The organism is Microbispora sitophila (genome assembly GCF_014892245.1).
GTDB lineage: Bacteria > Actinomycetota > Actinomycetes > Streptosporangiales > Streptosporangiaceae > Microbispora > Microbispora siamensis.
Map to the genome: position 1 here is coordinate 222,246 of NZ_JADBGC010000002.1, position 15,226 is coordinate 237,471.

Genomic DNA, 15,226 nt, shown 5'->3' on the forward strand with positions numbered 1-15,226 from the left:
AGGAGGCCCGGATGATGGCCGATGAACAGACGACCTCGGGTGTCGGGTTCGCCCCCGAGGAGATCGACCCGGCCCTCCCGACCCGGGCGGCCCGCCTCAAGTGGGTGATCGTGGTCGACCGCGACCTTCCCCCGGGCCGTGCCGTGAACGCCGCCGTCTGCGTGGCCGCGGCGACCTCGACGGCGGTGACCGGACTCCTCGGCGACGACGCGGTGGACGCCGACGGCGGCGCCCACCCGGGCCTGCCCTGGGCGGGCTGCTCCGTGCTGGCCGCGGACGCCGCCACGCTGCGCGCCGTCCGCGCCAAGGCCGCGTCGTCCGCCGGGTGCTTCGTCGCGGACATGCCCGCGGCGGCCCAGCAGACCCGCGTCTACGCCGACTACCTCGCCGTGATGAAGGAGACCGCGGCCGACGGCGTCGAGTACTACGCGGTCGGCGTGGTCGGGCCGCGCAACCGGGTGGACAAGATCGTGGGAAAGCTGCCCCTGATGCCGTGACCCGGCTTCCCGGGACGGTCAGGAGTCGGGGGAGCGCAGATGGCGGGTGTCCACCCGGTGTCCCGCCTCCTCCAGGACGGTGATCGCCTCCTTGATCCTCGGCTCGGGCACGAGGACCAGGTCGGCATGGAAGGTGGAGGCGACGAACACCGAGATGGCCGCCTCGGCCAACGGGTTCACGATGGCCGCCAGCATGCCCGGGACGTCCAGTTCGTGTCCGGTGCCCCCGCCGTACAGGCCGATCCACCGGTCGCCGGACCCCGTCGGCCAGGCCTCGCGGACCACGGTGAGGCCCTCCGGGGCGCGGACGAGCGCGATCCAGTCGTCGTCTTCGGGGAATGTCGCCTGCGGCAGGTGCTGGACGGCGAACACGGACGGCACGATGCCGAGCTGCTGGGCGGCGGGTGAGGTCATGGAACGTGTGTAGCAGAGCCCCCCGACAAGACGCCTAGACCTGGGACCACTCGGTGATGGAGGCGACAAGCAGCGGCCCGTCGAAGGAGTCGGGGGTGAGGGGCACTCCGGTGATCCTGGCGGCGAGCGCGAACGCCTTCGGGAGCGCGTCGTCCCACCGTGTGTCCCAGGCCGCCTTGCCGGTCGTGGCGGTCCACGGGAGCCCGACCCTGCGCATCGGCTCCTTCAGCCGATCGGGGTCGCTGCCCCAGCGGTTGACCGACGCGTGCGGCGTGAAGGCGGTGACGATCTCGCCGTCCACGGCGTACAGGAAGCTGTGCTCTGCGTAGTCGTGGCGTCCGACGGCCACCGCCTCGCATCCCTGCGCGAGGCGCGCCAGGTTCTCACCCAGCGCCGTGTGCCAGCCACACGGTTCGACCACCACGCTCCACTCGCCGATCCGGGTGATGCCGACGTATCCGCCCCCGTCGCCGCCGTCGGTCTCCTCGATGAACTCCGCGACCTCGTCGTCGAGTTCGCCGAGGGTCATCGAGCGGACCGCCGCTCCACCGGGCTCGAAACGGGCCGCGACGTCTGCGGGCTCCAGACCGTGGAAGAACGACACGCTGAAGATGTCGCCCAGCGGATTGCGCACGTTTCCTGTCGTCGGGGCCGCCAGCCACCTGAAGGGGGCGAGAGGGTCGGGCACCTGGGCTCCCTTTGTCGTTTCGCGACATCGTGGCAGCCGCCGCCGACAAAACCGGGAGCCGAGGCCGTCCGTCGCGTTCCTGTCCTCCGACGGCGGACGCCGCCGATGTCAGGAGGATCGCGAAACGCTCCTGGAACCGACTTGGATCTTGCTGAAACCCGCGTCACGGGGTGGGCACGACGGCCTTCGAGACGAGCCGGTCGCGGGCGAAGCACAGCCGGTAGGCGCGGGCGGAATCGGTCTTCATCGTGTAATAGACGCAGTCCTGGCCCGGTGGTGGAGCCGGAGCGCCGTCCGGCGGGCTGTCCCTGGTGAACGCGGGAAGCCGGGACCGCACGTCGTCGCGTGGTTCGCCCACCTTCAGCCCCCCGTACGCCGCCGGGTCGAGGACCGAGAACGACGAGCTGACGAAGCTCAACGGGATCAGGAGCGCGAAGATCCCGGTCAGCACGGCCACGGGAATCCCGACCGCCTGCGCCAGCCGCCGCCGCACCCGCCGCCGGGCGAGGTCCAGCTCCCTGACCGCAGCGGTCACCGGCGCATCGAGGCCGGCTGTGGTCCGCACATGCTCGTGAGCCGCCTGGACGCCGGTGACGGGCAGTTCGGCGGCGACCTCGAAACCCCCGCCGGTAGCCGGGCCGGCCCGCAGGACGCCGCCCGCCAGGCGCACCCGTTCGGCCAGCCCGACGAGCCCGGACCCGCCAGACGCCACGCCCGGCGGGGCCGCCGCCGGTGCGCGGCCGTTGACCACGCGGAGCGTGACGGTGTCGTCGTCGGACGCGAGCCGCACGCGTACGGTCGCGCCGGGAGCGTGTTTGGCGGCGTTCGTCAGGGCCTCCTGGAGCACGCGGCGCACGGCGAGCGCGGTCATCGGGGGCAGGCCGTCCGTGTCGCCCAGGTGGCCGTCCAGGTGGCCGTCCACGTGCTCGACGACGATCGGCACGCCGGAGTCGCGGGCGCGCTCGACGAGCGTCTCGACGCTCTCCTCACGCGGCGGCACGGCGGCCCCTTCATCGTCGCCGCGCAGGACGCCGATGATCTCGCGCAGCCGTTCGGTCGCGGCCGCGGCGGCCTCGCGCAGTTCGCGCACGGCCGCCTGCTGCCTCGCGTCCAGGCCGGGGTCGAGTTCGAGGGCGCCGGCACGCACCGCGAGGAGCGTCAGGTCGTGGCCGAGCGAGTCGTGCATGTCGCCCGCGATGCGTGCCCTCTCCCGCAGGCGGGCGCGGTCGGCGACGGCCCGCTGCTCGCGCTCCAGCCGGTCGGCGAGCAGCCAGCCCGTTCGGACCAGTTCGGCGTACTGGCGGCGCCAGCGGCCGAGCAGCCAGGGCACCACCACGGCGAGCAGCAGCGTGACGAGCTGCGTGGGCCAGCCCCACAGGTCGCGCAGGACGAGCGCGGACAGCGGCAGCCCGGCGAGGGCGACGGCCGCGAAGAACCACAGCGCCGGCCGGGCGCTCGCCATCCGGTGCCCGGCCAGGTAGCCGAAGACCACCAGCGCCGCCCACGTCCAGGCCAGGGGGCCGAACATCTGCACGTCCAGGGCCAGGCTCACCGCCACCGGTACGGCGAGCGCCACCAGCGGCCACCTCCGGCTCACCGCCGTGGCGGCCCCGAACAGCGGCACGGCCACGGCCGCCGCCGCAACCCGCCGGGCGTCGCCGTCATCGATGGCCAGCGCGACCGGCGGCGCGCACACCGCCAGCCACAGCCCGAGGTCGAGCAGACGGGACGGCCGCACCACCTCACACCCCCCGGTCGAGCGGAGCCTCGGGCACGAGACCCGCCTCGTACGCCAGGATCGCGGCCTGGACGCGGTTGCGGAGGCCGAGACGGGTGAGGATCTGGCTGACGTATCCCTTGACCGTGCCCTCGACGAGATGCAGGCGCCGTGCGATCTCGGCGTTGGACAGGGCGGCCCCGACCAGCGCGAGCACCTCGCGCTCGCGGTCGCCGAGCTGGTCCACGCGGGCGCGGGCGGCGGCCTCCGTGCCGAGCGGGCGTGCCCTGAGGCGGGTGATGACCCGCCGGGTGACGGCGGGGGAGAGATAGGCGCCGCCGGCGGCGACGGCGCGGACCCCCGCGATCAGTTCGCGTGGGTCGCCCGATTTGAGGAGGAATCCGGACGCGCCGGAGCCGAGCGCGCTCGTCACGTAGTCGTCCTCGTTGAACGTCGTGAGCATCACGACGGAGACCTCGGGGAGGACCCGGCGCAGCTCGGCGGCGGCCCCGAGCCCGTCGAACCGCGGCATCCGGATGTCGAGCAGGCAGATGCCGGGACGGTGCCGCAGGGCGAGGTCGACCGCCTCGTGCCCGTCGGCCGCCTCGGCGACGACCTCGATGTCGCCGGCCGTGGCCAGGATGCTCGCGATGCCGGCGCGGATCAGCGCCTCGTCGTCCGCCAGCAGGACGCGGATCATCGCATTCTGTCCGGAATCCGGCTTATCGCGCTGTGCCTACCGATTCGCTCGCTCATGCCGGGACGCTATCAACGGTCCGTCGCCGGGAGCGTACGGCGTGGACGAGCCGGGCGGCCACGACGGCCATGGCGGCCAGCGCTCCGGTGGCCGCCCAGACATACAGCGCGAGCCAGACGTAGGTGAGCTGGTCCAGCGTGCCCACCCGGTTCAGCAGCACCCCGGCCAGCTCCGCCAGCCCGAAGTAGAAGGCGACCGGCAGCGCGTACGGGACCAGGCGGGCGATCACCCGCCAGGCGGGCCGGTGCGCGCGACGCCGGGCCCAGCGGCGGGAGCGCAGCACCCCGGCCACGCCGAGGCCCAGGGTGAGCAGCGACATGCCGCCCAGCCAGGGGTCCGCCTTCGTGGTGAAGGGCATGGCACCCGCGGCGGGCCGTCCCTCGATCATGTCGACCAGGCCGTCGCTGATGATCAGCGCATCGTCGCCGGAGATCATCCCGGTGTTGGTGACGACCGCGATGCCGTACCCGCCGGCGGGTAGCAGGGTCTGGGCGGAGTTGTGCGTGAGGAGCCAGCCGGTGTGCCGCAGCATCGGCGCCCCTCCGGCCGTGCGCTCGGCCGACCATCCCATGCCGTACGTGCTGCCGCCCACGCCGGACGGGGTCTGGGTGGCTTTGACGAGGCCTCGGGGGAGGGCGTCGCCGTGGCCGTTCTGCGTGATCAGCCATTCGGCCAGGTCGTGGGCGGTGCTGACGACCCCGTAGGAGCCGTTGACGAACCACTTCGGGTGCGCGCGCTCGATCACCCGGCCGTACGCGCGGATGTATCCGGCGCCCGCGCCGGGCAGTTCCTCCGTGGTGTCCACCGTCCGGGTGGACGTCATGCCGAGCGGCGTGAACACCGTGGCGGCCATCAGGTCGGCGAACGGCGTCCCCGACACGACCTCGGCCAGCCGCGCCGCGACCGCGTAGTTGGGGTTGTGATAGATCATCCTGGTGCCCGGCGCGGCGGCGAGCGGCGCGGTCCCGAGCATCGCGACGGCGCCCTTGAGGTCGTCCGGCGCGGGGAGCGTCAGCTCGGGGAAGGTCCGGTCGCTCATGCCCGAGGTCTGCTGGAGAAGCTGCCGCACGGTGATCTTCTCGGCCCGGGGATCGGCCATGGTGAACTCCGGCAGGTAACGCCGGACCGGCACGTCGAGGTCGATCCTGCCCTCGTCGGCCAGGCGCAGCACCGCCAGGGCCGTGAACGACTTCGACAGCGAGGCGAGCGGCATGGGGGTGTCCGCGGTGATCGCCTCGCCGCCGGCCGTGTGACCGTGCCCGGCGGCGTACACGACCCGGTCGCCCTTGACGACCGTCACCAGGGCGCCGGGCAGGTCCGTGCGCCGGATGTAGTCGCGTACGTACCGGTCGACGGACTCCGTGGTCAGGCCGGGCCGTCCGTCCGGGGGCGCCGCCCGCGTCGCGGCGTCCACCGCCGCGGTTCCCGTTGCGAGCAGCAACACACCGGCCAGACCGGCGATCGCGGCGATCCTGCGCATGCGCACCGTGTTTCCCCTCCGAGCTCTTTCCGTTCGCAGGTCACGTACGGTAGGAGCGGCCGGAGGGGCGGCACAGCGGGCGATCGGAAGGTCCTCACCTGACTTTCGTCAGGCCGGGGACCGGGCGGGTCAGCGGCGCCCGAACTGCCGGAGGAAGGAGCGCTTCGGGCGCTTCGGGGGAGGAGCCGCGGGAGCGGGCGTCTTCTCCGGGACCGGATGAAGTGCCCGCCACTCGGCGGCGACCTCGTCCACGTCGATGAGCGGCTGCACGACGGGCGGGCCGGACAGGGGCTTGCGGTAGCTGTCGCGGATCTTGACGTTCATCTCCTCGACGATCCTGCGCGCCTCGGCCTCCGTGCGCGCGCCCAGCGCCTCCGTCCTCGCCTCCTCGGCCTCCTTGCGCAGCGCCAGCGTCCCCGGCAGCGGGAACGACAGGTTCTCCGCGCGCATCTTCTGCTTGATCCACCACATCTCGTCGTACGGCTTGCCCTGGCCGGGGATGGGCTTGCCCGCACCCGGCAGGTCGTCGAACTCGCCACGCTCGGTGGCTTCGCGGATCTGCCGGTCGATCCACGACTCGAAGCTCACTCCGAGGGGCTTGCGTTCGGTCACGGCCTCACCTCGCAACGACGCGGTCGGCATCCTCCTGCGAGGATAACTTTCCGGCGCGCGCGGCCCGGGTCAGGGGACCCGGAGCAGGTCGATCACCCCCGTGGTGCCCTCGTCGGCGTGGCCGTCCGCGAGCCGCCGCTCCATCAGGGTCATGAACGGCGTGAGCAGCTCCGGGCTGACCTTCTGCTCCTCGGCCGTACGCAGCAGGGTCGCGTTGCCCCGGACCATCATCGCGAGGTTGGACGTGACGTTCCTCGTGTAGTCGCCGCTGTCCAGATGCTCCGCGATCCCGTAGGCGTACGGGGCCATCGCCCTCAGCCAGCCCACGACGAGGTCGGCGAAGCCCTTCGGGGGAATCTCCTCGCGGACGAGCGCGAAGGCGTGCGCCACCCCCGCGAACATGCCCGTCATCGCGCTCAGCAGCGCCACGTCGTGGAGGGCGGCGAGCCCGGGGTCCTCGCCGGTGTAGGCGGTGCCGGCGGGTACGGCCAGCGTGCCCGCGTGGGCCTCGAACACCGCGCGGGAGCCGCTGTAGAAGACGTACGCCCCGGAGTCCGGCACCCCGATCATGGGTGGGACCGCCATGATGCCGCCGTCGAGGAACCGGGCGCCGCGCTCCTCGACCCATCGGGCGCGGGCGCGGGCCTCCTCCGGGGTGCCGGTGGTGAGGTCGACCAGGTCCTTGCCGGACAGGTCGGCGTCGGCGAGGGCGTCGTCCACCGAGGCGTGGTCAAGCAGGCAGACGACCACCAGGTCGCTCGCGGCCACGGCCTCGGCGGCGGTCGTGGCGACGTGCGCGCCCTCGCGGGCGAGGGCCTCGGCCCGGTCGGCGGTGCGGTTCCAGACGGTCAGCGGATGCCCGGCGGCGAGCCAGGCACGGGCGAGCGCGCCGCCCATCGCGCCCAGCCCGAGAAGGGACAGTGGAGACTTCTCAGCGTTGTCGGTCATGCCGATTAGGCTGGTCACGAGCCCCGAGCCGATCAAGTACGCACTTCGAAGTGGGTGCTTACCCAGGGGTAAGCGAGCAGCCAGGAGGGGTGGACCATGCGGACCGCACGACGTCCGGGAGCGGTCGAATGCGGGATCGACGCGGCGATGGAGGTGATCGGCGGCAAGTGGAAGAGCTCGATCCTCTGGGTGCTGAACGAACGCCCATGCCGCTTCGGCGAGCTGCGCAGGATGCTCCCGGGCGTGACCGAGAAGGTGCTCGCCTCGCACCTGCGCGAGATGGAGGCCGACGGCATCGTGCACCGCGAGGTGTACGACGAGGTGCCGCCGCGCGTCGAATACTCGCTGACCCCGCTCGGCGTCACGCTGAACGAGGCGCTGGCGCCCCTCGGCGTCTGGGGACGGGAACACCTCCTCGGCGGACGGGACGATCACTGACCAGTGGAGTGTCCACGGATCTTGGCTGGGTCGGTCACTGCGCCGGAAGGAACCTCCGGTCCTCGCGAAGCCCGCTCCGCTCCACCCACGAAAATTCCTTCGCAAGCTCGGAATTTCCGCGGGGCCCGGGGTAGGCCTTCGCTCCGGTCCTCGCTCCCTTCCACTCCGCTCCCTCGCGCCCGCTGAACGTTCGTGGACTGCTGGACGACAATCCAGGCCTCAGGGGGTGGTCTCGTGGCCGGGCTGCCCGGGCGTGCGTCGCTGCTGCTTCAGTTCGGCCTCGTAGAGGTGGCGGCGCCCTCCGGCCAGCTCGTGGCGGGCCTGGCGTTCCAGCTCTTGGAAGGTCGCGTAGTAGCCGTCGTCGTACTCCTCGACGATCTGGAAAGTCCAGCGGCCCTGGATGACGTTGCGGCCGATCAGCTCGCGTTCGATGCGGTCGGCCCACTTGTCGTGCCCGGCCTCCCGCAGCAGCCGTACGGCGTTGTCCAGCTCGAAGTCGGCCGTACCGGTGAGCTGGTGGAAGGCGTACAGGTGGCCTCTGACCCGGTGGATCGTCTCCAGCGCCTTGCTCAGCCTGCCCAGCGCGTCGACGGTGACGTCGTCCAGCCCCTCGGGGCGGCGGTGCGCGGGATCGGGCAGGCCGACGGGTTCCTCGCGTTCGGTCATGTCCCACCGCTTACCCCTCGCGGCGGCACCTCTATCGGTGTGGGCAGCCGTGAGGACGCTCGACCGTGGGGTGCTCAACCCGCCGGCGTACCGGAGACGGACGGTTCGTCGGACGAGCGGATCGCGGCCAGCGCGCGGTTCAGGTCCCGCGACGACAGCAGGAGCTTGTACATGATGAGGGCCTCGAAGAGGAGCAGCAGGGCGGCCGCACCGATCGTGACCGGGATGACCGCGCCGAGCAGCGGGCCGACGACGAACACCGCCATCTGGAACTCGATGCCGCTGACCAGGTGCGTCCGGATCCGGTGCTCGCGCAGCCACTCGCGCATGCCGGGGTACCAGGAGAAGCGGCTGCGGAACTCCTTCTGCAGGTCCACGGCTTGCGTCAGGCGGACCCTGATCTCGTCGGGGTCGTTGTCGAGGTCCTCGTGTAACAGGGACGCCGGCAATGCGGCTGAACCAGCGGACACCGACTGCTCGTAGGCCTGCCGCAGCGTGCGGCGCATCTGGCGGCGGACCTTCGCGATCTGCAGGGCGTCGACGTAGCGCAGCATGTCGAGGAACACCACTCCGATGCCGAGGAACAGGTAGATGTCCTGTCCCGTCGCGCGGTATTGCCCCCACATGAGAGCGACGGTGCAGGCCAGCACCCGGATCCGGTCGAAGACGTAGTCGAGCCAGCCACCGAGGACCGTCCCCGTCCCCTTGAGCCGCGCGATCTTCCCGTCCATGCAGTCAAGGACGAAGCTCACGTGGTAGACGGCGGCCCCGGCGACCAGCCACGGCCACTCGGCCCGTAGGAAGCACCAGGCCGAGCCCAGGCCGAGCACGAAGGCGCCCCAGGTGATCTGGTTCGGGGTGATGGACGTGCGGTTGGCGGTGGTCACGACCAACCGGCCCGCCAGGGGATCCACCAGGAAAACGGTCCACCAGGCGTCGCGCGCCTTATATGTCCGAGAGCGTACGTCATGCAGCGTGAACGTCATTTGGGGGCTTTCTGAATTGTGGAGGGATTTCGGGGGAAACGTCAGAAATCGTCGTCCAGATCTTCCATTTCGTCCGCGTCGTCGTCCTGGTCGAGTGCATGCGTGTCATCGCCCAGGTGCAGGTCGTCGTCGGCGTCGAGCAGTGCCACCATTTGCTGGAGAAGCATCTTAAGCATCTTTGGCCTTCGGTCGGCGTTTCTTTCCCATCGCCCCTCATGAAAGCATCGGCCGGGGGTGTCTGCGAACTTTTTCCACAGGGCGCGCTCGATGCTTGGAATGACGGCGAGAAATCAAATCAGACTTTTTCCGTCTATATGTGCGCACTTCGCGTCGCCGTCCGCGATGTCGTCCACAGCCGCCCGAGGCCGTCCTCGCGAGGCCCCCTGTGCGTCAGTCGTGCCGATCGGGAAGGGCCGGCTTCTCGTCGGTCCAGTCGATTTCCCCGTACGCGGTGAAGGTGTCGACGGTCACCTTCCGGCCGTCGGCGCGCACGCCGTCAATCGGCGCCCGCTGGAACGCCTCCAGCCTCCGGCTCTCCCTTCTACCGTGCTGGGGCGACGGGGTTGGTGGCGATGCCGCCCTCACCGGCGGCGGGGTGGGGCGGCTCAGGCGGCGGCGTGGGCGAGATCCGAGAGCCACCGCTCGTGGTTGGCCCGGAGCATGGGCTCCCGGTAGAAGAGCGGCAGCAGTGGACCGGCGAGCGACTCTTCCACGGTGATCCTCGTACGCCCGCCCTCCAGCGGTTCCAGGACGTGCCGGTCCACGGCCCGGTAGCGGCCGAGGAAGGTGCCCGTCCAGGTGAGTTCCCGCTCAGGTTCGACCACGGCGAACCGCGACCGGAGGGGCACGCCGTTCAGTCGCCACCGGAAGGACGCGCCGGGACGTACGTCGCCGAGTTCGAGGATCCGGATGCGGGAGGCCCATGACGGCCACGTCCGCAGGTCGGCCATGACCGCCCAGACCCGGTCCACGGGCACGTCCACGACCAGCCGGGACGCGGAGATCAGCTGGGCGTCGGGATCCACGCGTCCCCGTGCGGCGTACTCCTCGTGCAGGACGGCCAGGGACGGACCCGAATAGAGCAGTGACATGGACATCTCCCAGCGAGAACGTTGCTCATCGTCGAGAGCGATGCTCTCGGCATGAGAGAGGCGTGTCAAGAGCAGTGCTCTCTCGATAGGGCTGTCGCCGGCCGCCTGCCTGGACAGGGGCCTCGACGCGCTGCTCCGCGTGGCGGCGCATCAGGCGGCACGAAACAAGCGCGGACAGGCGCGGACAGGCGCGGGGCGCGGCCGGGCTACGACATGGCGCCGCCGGCGGAGTACGCGGCGCTTCCGCGGGGCGTGATCCTCCGGGCTCTTCCGGGCCGGCTGGGTAGGGGACGACGGAAGCTTCGTGTCCGACGGGCATCCGGCAGCCGCGCTGGAGACCATCGCCGGCGCGACCGTGGAGTCCTGGAGTGACTCACGAAGAGAGGCTCCGGAAAGCAGAAGGCGCTCCCCGCCCGGGTCGTACGGACCGGGGCGGGAGCGCCGTGAAGAGCAGGCGGCCTATCCCTGCAGGGCGTCCTCGTCCGCGGACGGGGAGGCCGAGGCCGAGGGCGATGCGGAGGCCGAGCCTGCGGGCAGCGCGCTGCCGCGCTTCCACTGGTTCCAGCTCAGCTGCCAGTAGCTCCAGCCGTTGCGCCAGTCGAGCTTGCGCTTGGTCCCGGTGACCTCGATGACGTCACCGCGCTGGCTGATGCCGTAGAACCACTTGGCCCCCGCGGGCGTGGCGCGCACACATCCGTGACTCTGGTTCGACTTGCCCAGGAACTGGTAGTCGCCCGCGCTCTGGTGGACGTACTCGCCGCTGTCGGAGATCCGGACCGCCCAGGGGATCTCCAGCTTGTAGTAGAGCGGGTCCTTGGGGTCGGTGACGCCGAGCCAGGACGAGGTCATCGTCTCGACCCGCTTCTTGCCCATCGCGAGGTGCACGCCGGTGGTCGTGAGGTAGACGTCGACGCCGTTGCGCGGCAGGCCGCCGCGGCCCGCGCTGATGGGGATGGTCTTGGTGAGCTTCCCGTCGCGGCGCACCTTCATCACGTGCTTCTTGGTGTCGACCACCGAGATGTTGGCGGTGCCGACGGCGAAGCGGCGCGAGACGTCCTTGGCGGCCTCGTTGCCGGGGATCTGGCTCAGCCTGGCGGTGAACAGGACCTTCTGGTGCGGCTTCCAGTAGGTCTTGGTGCGGTAAATGACCTTGCGGTCGGAGACCCAGCGCCAGGCGCCCTCGACGGGCTTTTCCGCCTGGACCTGCAGCACCGCTTCCGCGGCCGCCCTGTCGCGTACCGTGCGGTCGAAGGTGACGATGATCGGGAAACCGACGCCGACCCGCTCGACCTTCTCGCCCATGGGCGTGATGTCGGCGATGCCGAGCTTCGGCTTTCCTGCCTTGCGTGCCGTCTTGGACGCCGCGCGCGGGGCGAGTGCCGCCGCCGCCTTGGCGTCCGGGGCCTGAGTGGCCGGAGCCTGAGTGGCCGTACCGGCCGCACCAGTGACTGATGCGGCGGGAGTCGTTGTGCCTCCCGCCGAGCAGGCCGTAGCGACGGCGATGGCGGCGACGGTGAGTGTGACGTGGGCCGCCCGCCGGAGGGTATTCACGGTCTACTCCTCATAGGGGGTGTTTCACAGCGATTTGCACTGACTTGGAACGTGCGAAACCGCTGTTTTGTGCGGCCCATTCCGTAACGATCAAGTAACGCTGGTTCGGGGGTACTGCCGGTGCATGCGTCCCCATCGAGGCAACCGTGGCTGACCGTGCGTACGGCAGGCCGGCCGGGTGCAAGCTCGTCGGCAGTATGTTCGACGGCTGCTCCTGCGACCTGATGAAGGTGGAGGGCGGCGACTGGTCGTTCACCGGGCTGCCGGGGGCCGACCTGCGCCGCGCCGCGTTCGCGGACGTGCGCATGCGGGAGGCCGACCTGACCGGCGCGCGGTGCGCGGGAGCGACGATGCGCGGGGTGGACCTGTCCGGCGCCTGGCTGCACCGCACCGACTTCTCCCGCTGTGACCTGCGCGGAAGCGACCTGTCCGCGCTCGACCCGCATACGGCCGAGGTCGCGGGCGCGATCATCGGCATGCGGCAGGCCGTCACGATCGCCACCGCGCTCGGCCTCGACGTGCGGTAACGGCCCCGCCGGGCCCGCGGACCCCGACGCGCCGCCCTGCCGTACGATCGGCCGGGTGCTGCTGATGACGCTCGACGCCCACCCCGGCGGCCCCGGGCTGTCCGCTCGCGACGACGAGGAGGCGCTGCGGATCGCCGCCGCGGCCTTCTCCGGCACGGACCCCGTCGTGGCGGTGGACGAGGACGACCCCGGCGCGCCCCTCCGCTTCCTGCGCCGCGATGTCACCGGCGCGTTCGTGGCGATCCAGGCGCGTCCCCCGGTCGCCGAGGCTCTCGGCCTGCTGCCGCACCCCGAGGGCGGGTGGTATCGCGAGACGTGGCGGGCGCCGGTCTCCGTCGAGCCTCCCGGGTACGGCGGCACGCGGGCGACGGCGACGGGCATCTACTTCCTGCTCGAGCCGGGCGAGGAGTCGGTCTGGCACGCCGTGCGGTCCGACGAGGTGTGGCTGTGGCATCGGGGCGGGCCGCTGACGCTCGTGCTCGGCGGCGCCGGCGAGCGGCCCGGCCGGGAGGACGTCGTCGTCCTCGGCCCGGACGTGGAGAACGGCCAGGTCCCGCAGGCGGTGGTGCCGGCGGGCACCTGGCAGGCGGCCCGACCGGCGGGGGCCGAGGGCGTGCTGGTGAGCTGCGTCGTCTCACCCGGCTTCGACTTCGCCGACTTCACCGCCCTCTGACCGGCCGCGCTTCACCGCGCTCTGAACCGGCCGCGCGGCTCTCCCGCCGGGCTCGGGCCGACGCCGAGACCTCAGGCGGTGACGCCGGGGAGGCCGACCCGGTCGGGCACCTGACGGGGCAGGTCGCGCAGCCATGCCTCCAGGTCGGCGGGCCACCAGCGGCCCGCGGACAGCCCGCGCAGCGTTTCCGCGACGGCGCCGGCCGAGGCGGGGCTCGGCACCACCCGGGTCGGCGCGGCCCCGGCAAGCACGCCGAGCCACCAGTGGCGCCGTGTGGGCGTCAGGCCGTCGGGGTCGAGGACGACGTAGTAGTCGGGCAGCAGCAGCCGTTCGGCGCGCAGCGCGCCGAGCGCGGCCTCGACGGCGACCTCCAGGCCGCCCACCGGCGTCGTCCCGTCGAAGAAGCCGGTCCACGCCTCGCCGACCTCGGCCAGCGGATCGGCGTCGTGCAGCACGTACGTCGCGCTCGCCCGCGTGACCACGTCGGTCATCTCGGCGGGGGTCCGCTCTCCCCGGGTGATCGCCCGCACGTTGTGCAGACCGTCGAGCCCCGAGATCACCTCGGCGGCCCGCTCCCCGGCCACCACGACCACTGTGCTGATCAGCCGTCGCATACGGGAAGTCTAAGAAGCCGGGTGATAACCGTACGCGCCGGGGGGTAGAGCGAGCACGGGTAGAGCGAGCACGGCTGTGTAGTAGCGGGAGGAGAACCGGGGTGCGGGACAGGGATCGCTGGGTGCTGACCGACGGCGAGTGGACGGCGAGCGCGAGCGAGCGGGACCGTACGGTCGCCGACCCGGCGACCGGGGAGCCGGTGGGCGACTTCCCCTCCGGGTGCACGGAGGACGTGGAGCGGGCGGTCGACTCGGCCCGCCGCGCCCAGCCCGGCTGGGCCCGTACGGCTCCCGCCGAGCGGGCCGCGTGCCTGCACCGGATGGCCGACCGGATCGAGGCCCGCGCGGACGAACTGGCCGAGCTGGTGACCAGGGAGATGGGCAAGCCGATCGGCGACAGCCGCGGCGGCGTGGCGGCGGGCGTGGGCACGCTCCGGCAGTACGCCGAGCTGGGGCCGCTGCACCGGGGCCGGAGCCTGCAGGGCGGCTGGGACGCCACCGACCTGATGGTGCACGAGCCGCGCGGTGTGGTCGCGGTGATCACGCCGTGGAACGACCCGGTCGCCATCGCCTGCGGGCTCGTCGGCGCGGCCGTGGTGACCGGCAACACGGTCGTGCACAAGCCGTCGGAGCGCACGCCGCACACCGGGGCGCTGCTCGCCGAGTTGATGGCGGCGGAGCTGCCGCCGGGCGTGCTGACCATGGTGCCGGGCGACCGGCACCCGGGCGAGGCCCTGGCCGCGCACCCGGGCGTCGATCTCGTGGCGCACGTCGGCTCGACCGCCGCGGGCCGGGCCATCGCCGCCGTGGCCGCGCGCAGCGGCGCCACGACCCTGCTGGAGAACGGCGGCAAGGACCCGCTGATCGTGGACGCGGGCGTGGACGTGAAGTGGGCCGCGGGACAGGCGGCGACCGGTTGCTTCGCCAACGCCGGGCAGATCTGCACCTCCGCCGAGCGCGTCTACGTCCACCGCGACCTCGCCGAGGAGTTCCTCGCCGCGCTCGTGCAGCGGGCCGAGGAACTGCGCATGGGGCCCGGCATGGACGAGGAGACGACGCTCGGGCCGCTCGTCGACCGGGCCCAGCGCGACGTCGTGGACCGGCACGTACGCGGCGCGATCGAGGCGGGGGCGCGGCTGCTGACCGGCGGACACGTGCCCGAGGGGCCGGGGGCGTTCTACCCGCCGACCGTCCTTGCCGACTGCACGGAGAACATGGACGTCATGCGCGAGGAGACGTTCGGTCCTGTCGCGGCGGTGCGGGTGGTCGACTCGTTCGACGAGGCGCTGGAGCTGGCCCGCGAGTCGCGGTACGGCCTGGCGGCCACCGTCCTCACCCCGTCGATGGCCAACGCCCAGCGCGCCTGGCGCGAGCTGCCGGTGGGCACGGTGAAGATCAACGCCGTCTTCGGCGGAGCGCCCGGCGGCGCGGCCCAGCCGTTGCGCGCGAGCGGGCACGGGTTCGGGTACGGCCCCGAGCTTCTCGACGAGATGACCCACACGAAGGTCGTCCACCTGGCCCCGCTGCCCTGAGGGATGCAGCCTTGACCCGACACTGGGCGCGAGGC

The 15,226-nt window shown here is 72.0% G+C and carries 18 protein-coding genes; 5 read left to right on the forward strand and 13 right to left on the reverse strand.

Annotation, left to right across the window (positions count from 1 at the left end; all coding sequences use genetic code 11):
• Positions 1-11: 11 nt before the first annotated feature.
• A complete protein-coding gene (locus IL992_RS04320; protein ID WP_226872309.1) occupies positions 12-497 on the forward strand; it encodes a DUF2000 domain-containing protein in 486 nt (161 codons plus the stop codon).
• Positions 498-515: 18 nt separating this feature from the next.
• Here IL992_RS04320 and IL992_RS04325 read toward each other — a convergent pair whose 3' ends face one another.
• The 7 genes from IL992_RS04325 to IL992_RS04355 form a co-directional block, all read right to left on the reverse strand.
• The gene (locus IL992_RS04325) at positions 516-911 is read right to left on the reverse strand and encodes an ACT domain-containing protein (protein ID WP_193201993.1); all 396 of its coding nucleotides are present in this window, start codon (positions 909-911) and stop codon (positions 516-518) included.
• A 34-nt stretch (positions 912-945) separates the two neighbouring features.
• Complete coding sequence (locus IL992_RS04330; protein WP_193201994.1) at positions 946-1,599, reverse strand: DUF6461 domain-containing protein; 654 nt, start codon at positions 1,597-1,599, stop codon at positions 946-948.
• Positions 1,600-1,762: 163 nt separating this feature from the next.
• Positions 1,763-3,337, reverse strand: a complete 1,575-nt coding sequence (locus tag IL992_RS04335) for a sensor histidine kinase (protein WP_319018333.1) — start codon at positions 3,335-3,337, stop codon at positions 1,763-1,765.
• A 4-nt stretch (positions 3,338-3,341) separates the two neighbouring features.
• The gene (locus IL992_RS04340; RefSeq protein WP_193201996.1) at positions 3,342-4,016 is read right to left on the reverse strand and encodes a response regulator; all 675 of its coding nucleotides are present in this window, start codon (positions 4,014-4,016) and stop codon (positions 3,342-3,344) included.
• Between the two features lie 52 nt (positions 4,017-4,068).
• On the reverse strand, positions 4,069-5,553 hold the full coding sequence (locus IL992_RS04345; protein WP_193202276.1) for a serine hydrolase domain-containing protein: 1,485 nt from the start codon (positions 5,551-5,553) through the stop codon (positions 4,069-4,071).
• 129 nt (positions 5,554-5,682) lie between these two features.
• The gene (locus IL992_RS04350; RefSeq protein WP_193201997.1) at positions 5,683-6,165 is read right to left on the reverse strand and encodes a DnaJ family domain-containing protein; all 483 of its coding nucleotides are present in this window, start codon (positions 6,163-6,165) and stop codon (positions 5,683-5,685) included.
• 69 nt (positions 6,166-6,234) lie between these two features.
• On the reverse strand, positions 6,235-7,113 hold the full coding sequence (locus tag IL992_RS04355) for an NAD(P)-dependent oxidoreductase (RefSeq protein ID WP_193201998.1): 879 nt from the start codon (positions 7,111-7,113) through the stop codon (positions 6,235-6,237).
• 96 nt (positions 7,114-7,209) lie between these two features.
• Between IL992_RS04355 and IL992_RS04360 the strand changes: the two genes are divergently transcribed.
• Positions 7,210-7,551, forward strand: a complete 342-nt coding sequence (locus IL992_RS04360) for a winged helix-turn-helix transcriptional regulator (protein WP_193201999.1) — start codon at positions 7,210-7,212, stop codon at positions 7,549-7,551.
• Positions 7,552-7,770: 219 nt separating this feature from the next.
• Here IL992_RS04360 and IL992_RS04365 read toward each other — a convergent pair whose 3' ends face one another.
• The 5 genes from IL992_RS04365 to IL992_RS04380 all read right to left on the reverse strand — a co-directional run bounded on the left by IL992_RS04365 (position 7,771) and on the right by IL992_RS04380 (position 11,845).
• Positions 7,771-8,217, reverse strand: coding sequence for a hypothetical protein (locus IL992_RS04365; protein ID WP_193202000.1), 447 nt, complete (start codon positions 8,215-8,217; stop codon positions 7,771-7,773).
• 74 nt (positions 8,218-8,291) lie between these two features.
• On the reverse strand, positions 8,292-9,131 hold the full coding sequence (locus IL992_RS04370) for a CDP-alcohol phosphatidyltransferase family protein (RefSeq protein ID WP_319018334.1): 840 nt from the start codon (positions 9,129-9,131) through the stop codon (positions 8,292-8,294).
• Positions 9,132-9,244: 113 nt separating this feature from the next.
• Positions 9,245-9,370 (reverse strand): hypothetical protein, encoded by a 126-nt coding sequence (locus IL992_RS47505; RefSeq protein WP_264294896.1) that lies wholly within the window; start codon positions 9,368-9,370, stop codon positions 9,245-9,247.
• A 438-nt stretch (positions 9,371-9,808) separates the two neighbouring features.
• Complete coding sequence (locus IL992_RS04375; RefSeq protein WP_226872311.1) at positions 9,809-10,294, reverse strand: SRPBCC domain-containing protein; 486 nt, start codon at positions 10,292-10,294, stop codon at positions 9,809-9,811.
• Between the two features lie 459 nt (positions 10,295-10,753).
• A complete protein-coding gene (locus IL992_RS04380) occupies positions 10,754-11,845 on the reverse strand; it encodes a L,D-transpeptidase (RefSeq protein WP_193202003.1) in 1,092 nt (363 codons plus the stop codon).
• A 146-nt stretch (positions 11,846-11,991) separates the two neighbouring features.
• Here IL992_RS04380 and IL992_RS04385 point away from each other — a divergent pair, with 146 nt between their 5' ends.
• Both IL992_RS04385 and IL992_RS04390 read left to right on the forward strand, forming a co-directional pair.
• Positions 11,992-12,372 carry a pentapeptide repeat-containing protein gene (locus IL992_RS04385; RefSeq protein ID WP_319018335.1) on the forward strand — a complete coding sequence of 127 codons (381 nt, stop codon included), beginning with the start codon at positions 11,992-11,994 and terminating at the stop codon, positions 12,370-12,372.
• 64 nt (positions 12,373-12,436) lie between these two features.
• On the forward strand, positions 12,437-13,045 hold the full coding sequence (locus tag IL992_RS04390; protein ID WP_193202278.1) for a cupin domain-containing protein: 609 nt from the start codon (positions 12,437-12,439) through the stop codon (positions 13,043-13,045).
• 71 nt (positions 13,046-13,116) lie between these two features.
• Here IL992_RS04390 and IL992_RS04395 read toward each other — a convergent pair whose 3' ends face one another.
• Entirely contained in the window at positions 13,117-13,659 is a 543-nt protein-coding gene (locus IL992_RS04395; protein ID WP_193202004.1) for a hypothetical protein, read from the reverse strand.
• A 101-nt stretch (positions 13,660-13,760) separates the two neighbouring features.
• Here IL992_RS04395 and IL992_RS04400 point away from each other — a divergent pair, with 101 nt between their 5' ends.
• A complete protein-coding gene (locus IL992_RS04400) occupies positions 13,761-15,191 on the forward strand; it encodes an aldehyde dehydrogenase family protein (protein WP_319018336.1) in 1,431 nt (476 codons plus the stop codon).
• The last annotated feature ends 35 nt before the right edge of the window (positions 15,192-15,226 follow it).

Excerpts from the sequence above, each read along its gene's own strand:
- IL992_RS04355 (WP_193201998.1), bottom strand. The coding sequence starts at position 7,113 with ATGACCGACAACGCTGAGAAGTCTCCACTGTCCCTTCTCGGGCTGGGC.
- IL992_RS04390 (WP_193202278.1), top strand. The coding sequence starts at position 12,437 with ATGACGCTCGACGCCCACCCCGGCGGCCCCGGGCTGTCCGCTCGCGAC.
- IL992_RS04340 (WP_193201996.1), bottom strand. The coding sequence starts at position 4,016 with ATGATCCGCGTCCTGCTGGCGGACGACGAGGCGCTGATCCGCGCCGGC.
- IL992_RS04360 (WP_193201999.1), top strand. The coding sequence starts at position 7,210 with ATGCGGACCGCACGACGTCCGGGAGCGGTCGAATGCGGGATCGACGCG.
- IL992_RS47505 (WP_264294896.1), bottom strand. The coding sequence starts at position 9,370 with ATGCTTCTCCAGCAAATGGTGGCACTGCTCGACGCCGACGACGACCTG.
- IL992_RS04325 (WP_193201993.1), bottom strand. The coding sequence starts at position 911 with ATGACCTCACCCGCCGCCCAGCAGCTCGGCATCGTGCCGTCCGTGTTC.
- IL992_RS04345 (WP_193202276.1), bottom strand. The coding sequence starts at position 5,553 with ATGCGCAGGATCGCCGCGATCGCCGGTCTGGCCGGTGTGTTGCTGCTC.
- IL992_RS04365 (WP_193202000.1), bottom strand. The coding sequence starts at position 8,217 with ATGACCGAACGCGAGGAACCCGTCGGCCTGCCCGATCCCGCGCACCGC.
- IL992_RS04320 (WP_226872309.1), top strand. The coding sequence starts at position 12 with ATGATGGCCGATGAACAGACGACCTCGGGTGTCGGGTTCGCCCCCGAG.
- IL992_RS04395 (WP_193202004.1), bottom strand. The coding sequence starts at position 13,659 with ATGCGACGGCTGATCAGCACAGTGGTCGTGGTGGCCGGGGAGCGGGCC.
- IL992_RS04375 (WP_226872311.1), bottom strand. The coding sequence starts at position 10,294 with ATGTCACTGCTCTATTCGGGTCCGTCCCTGGCCGTCCTGCACGAGGAG.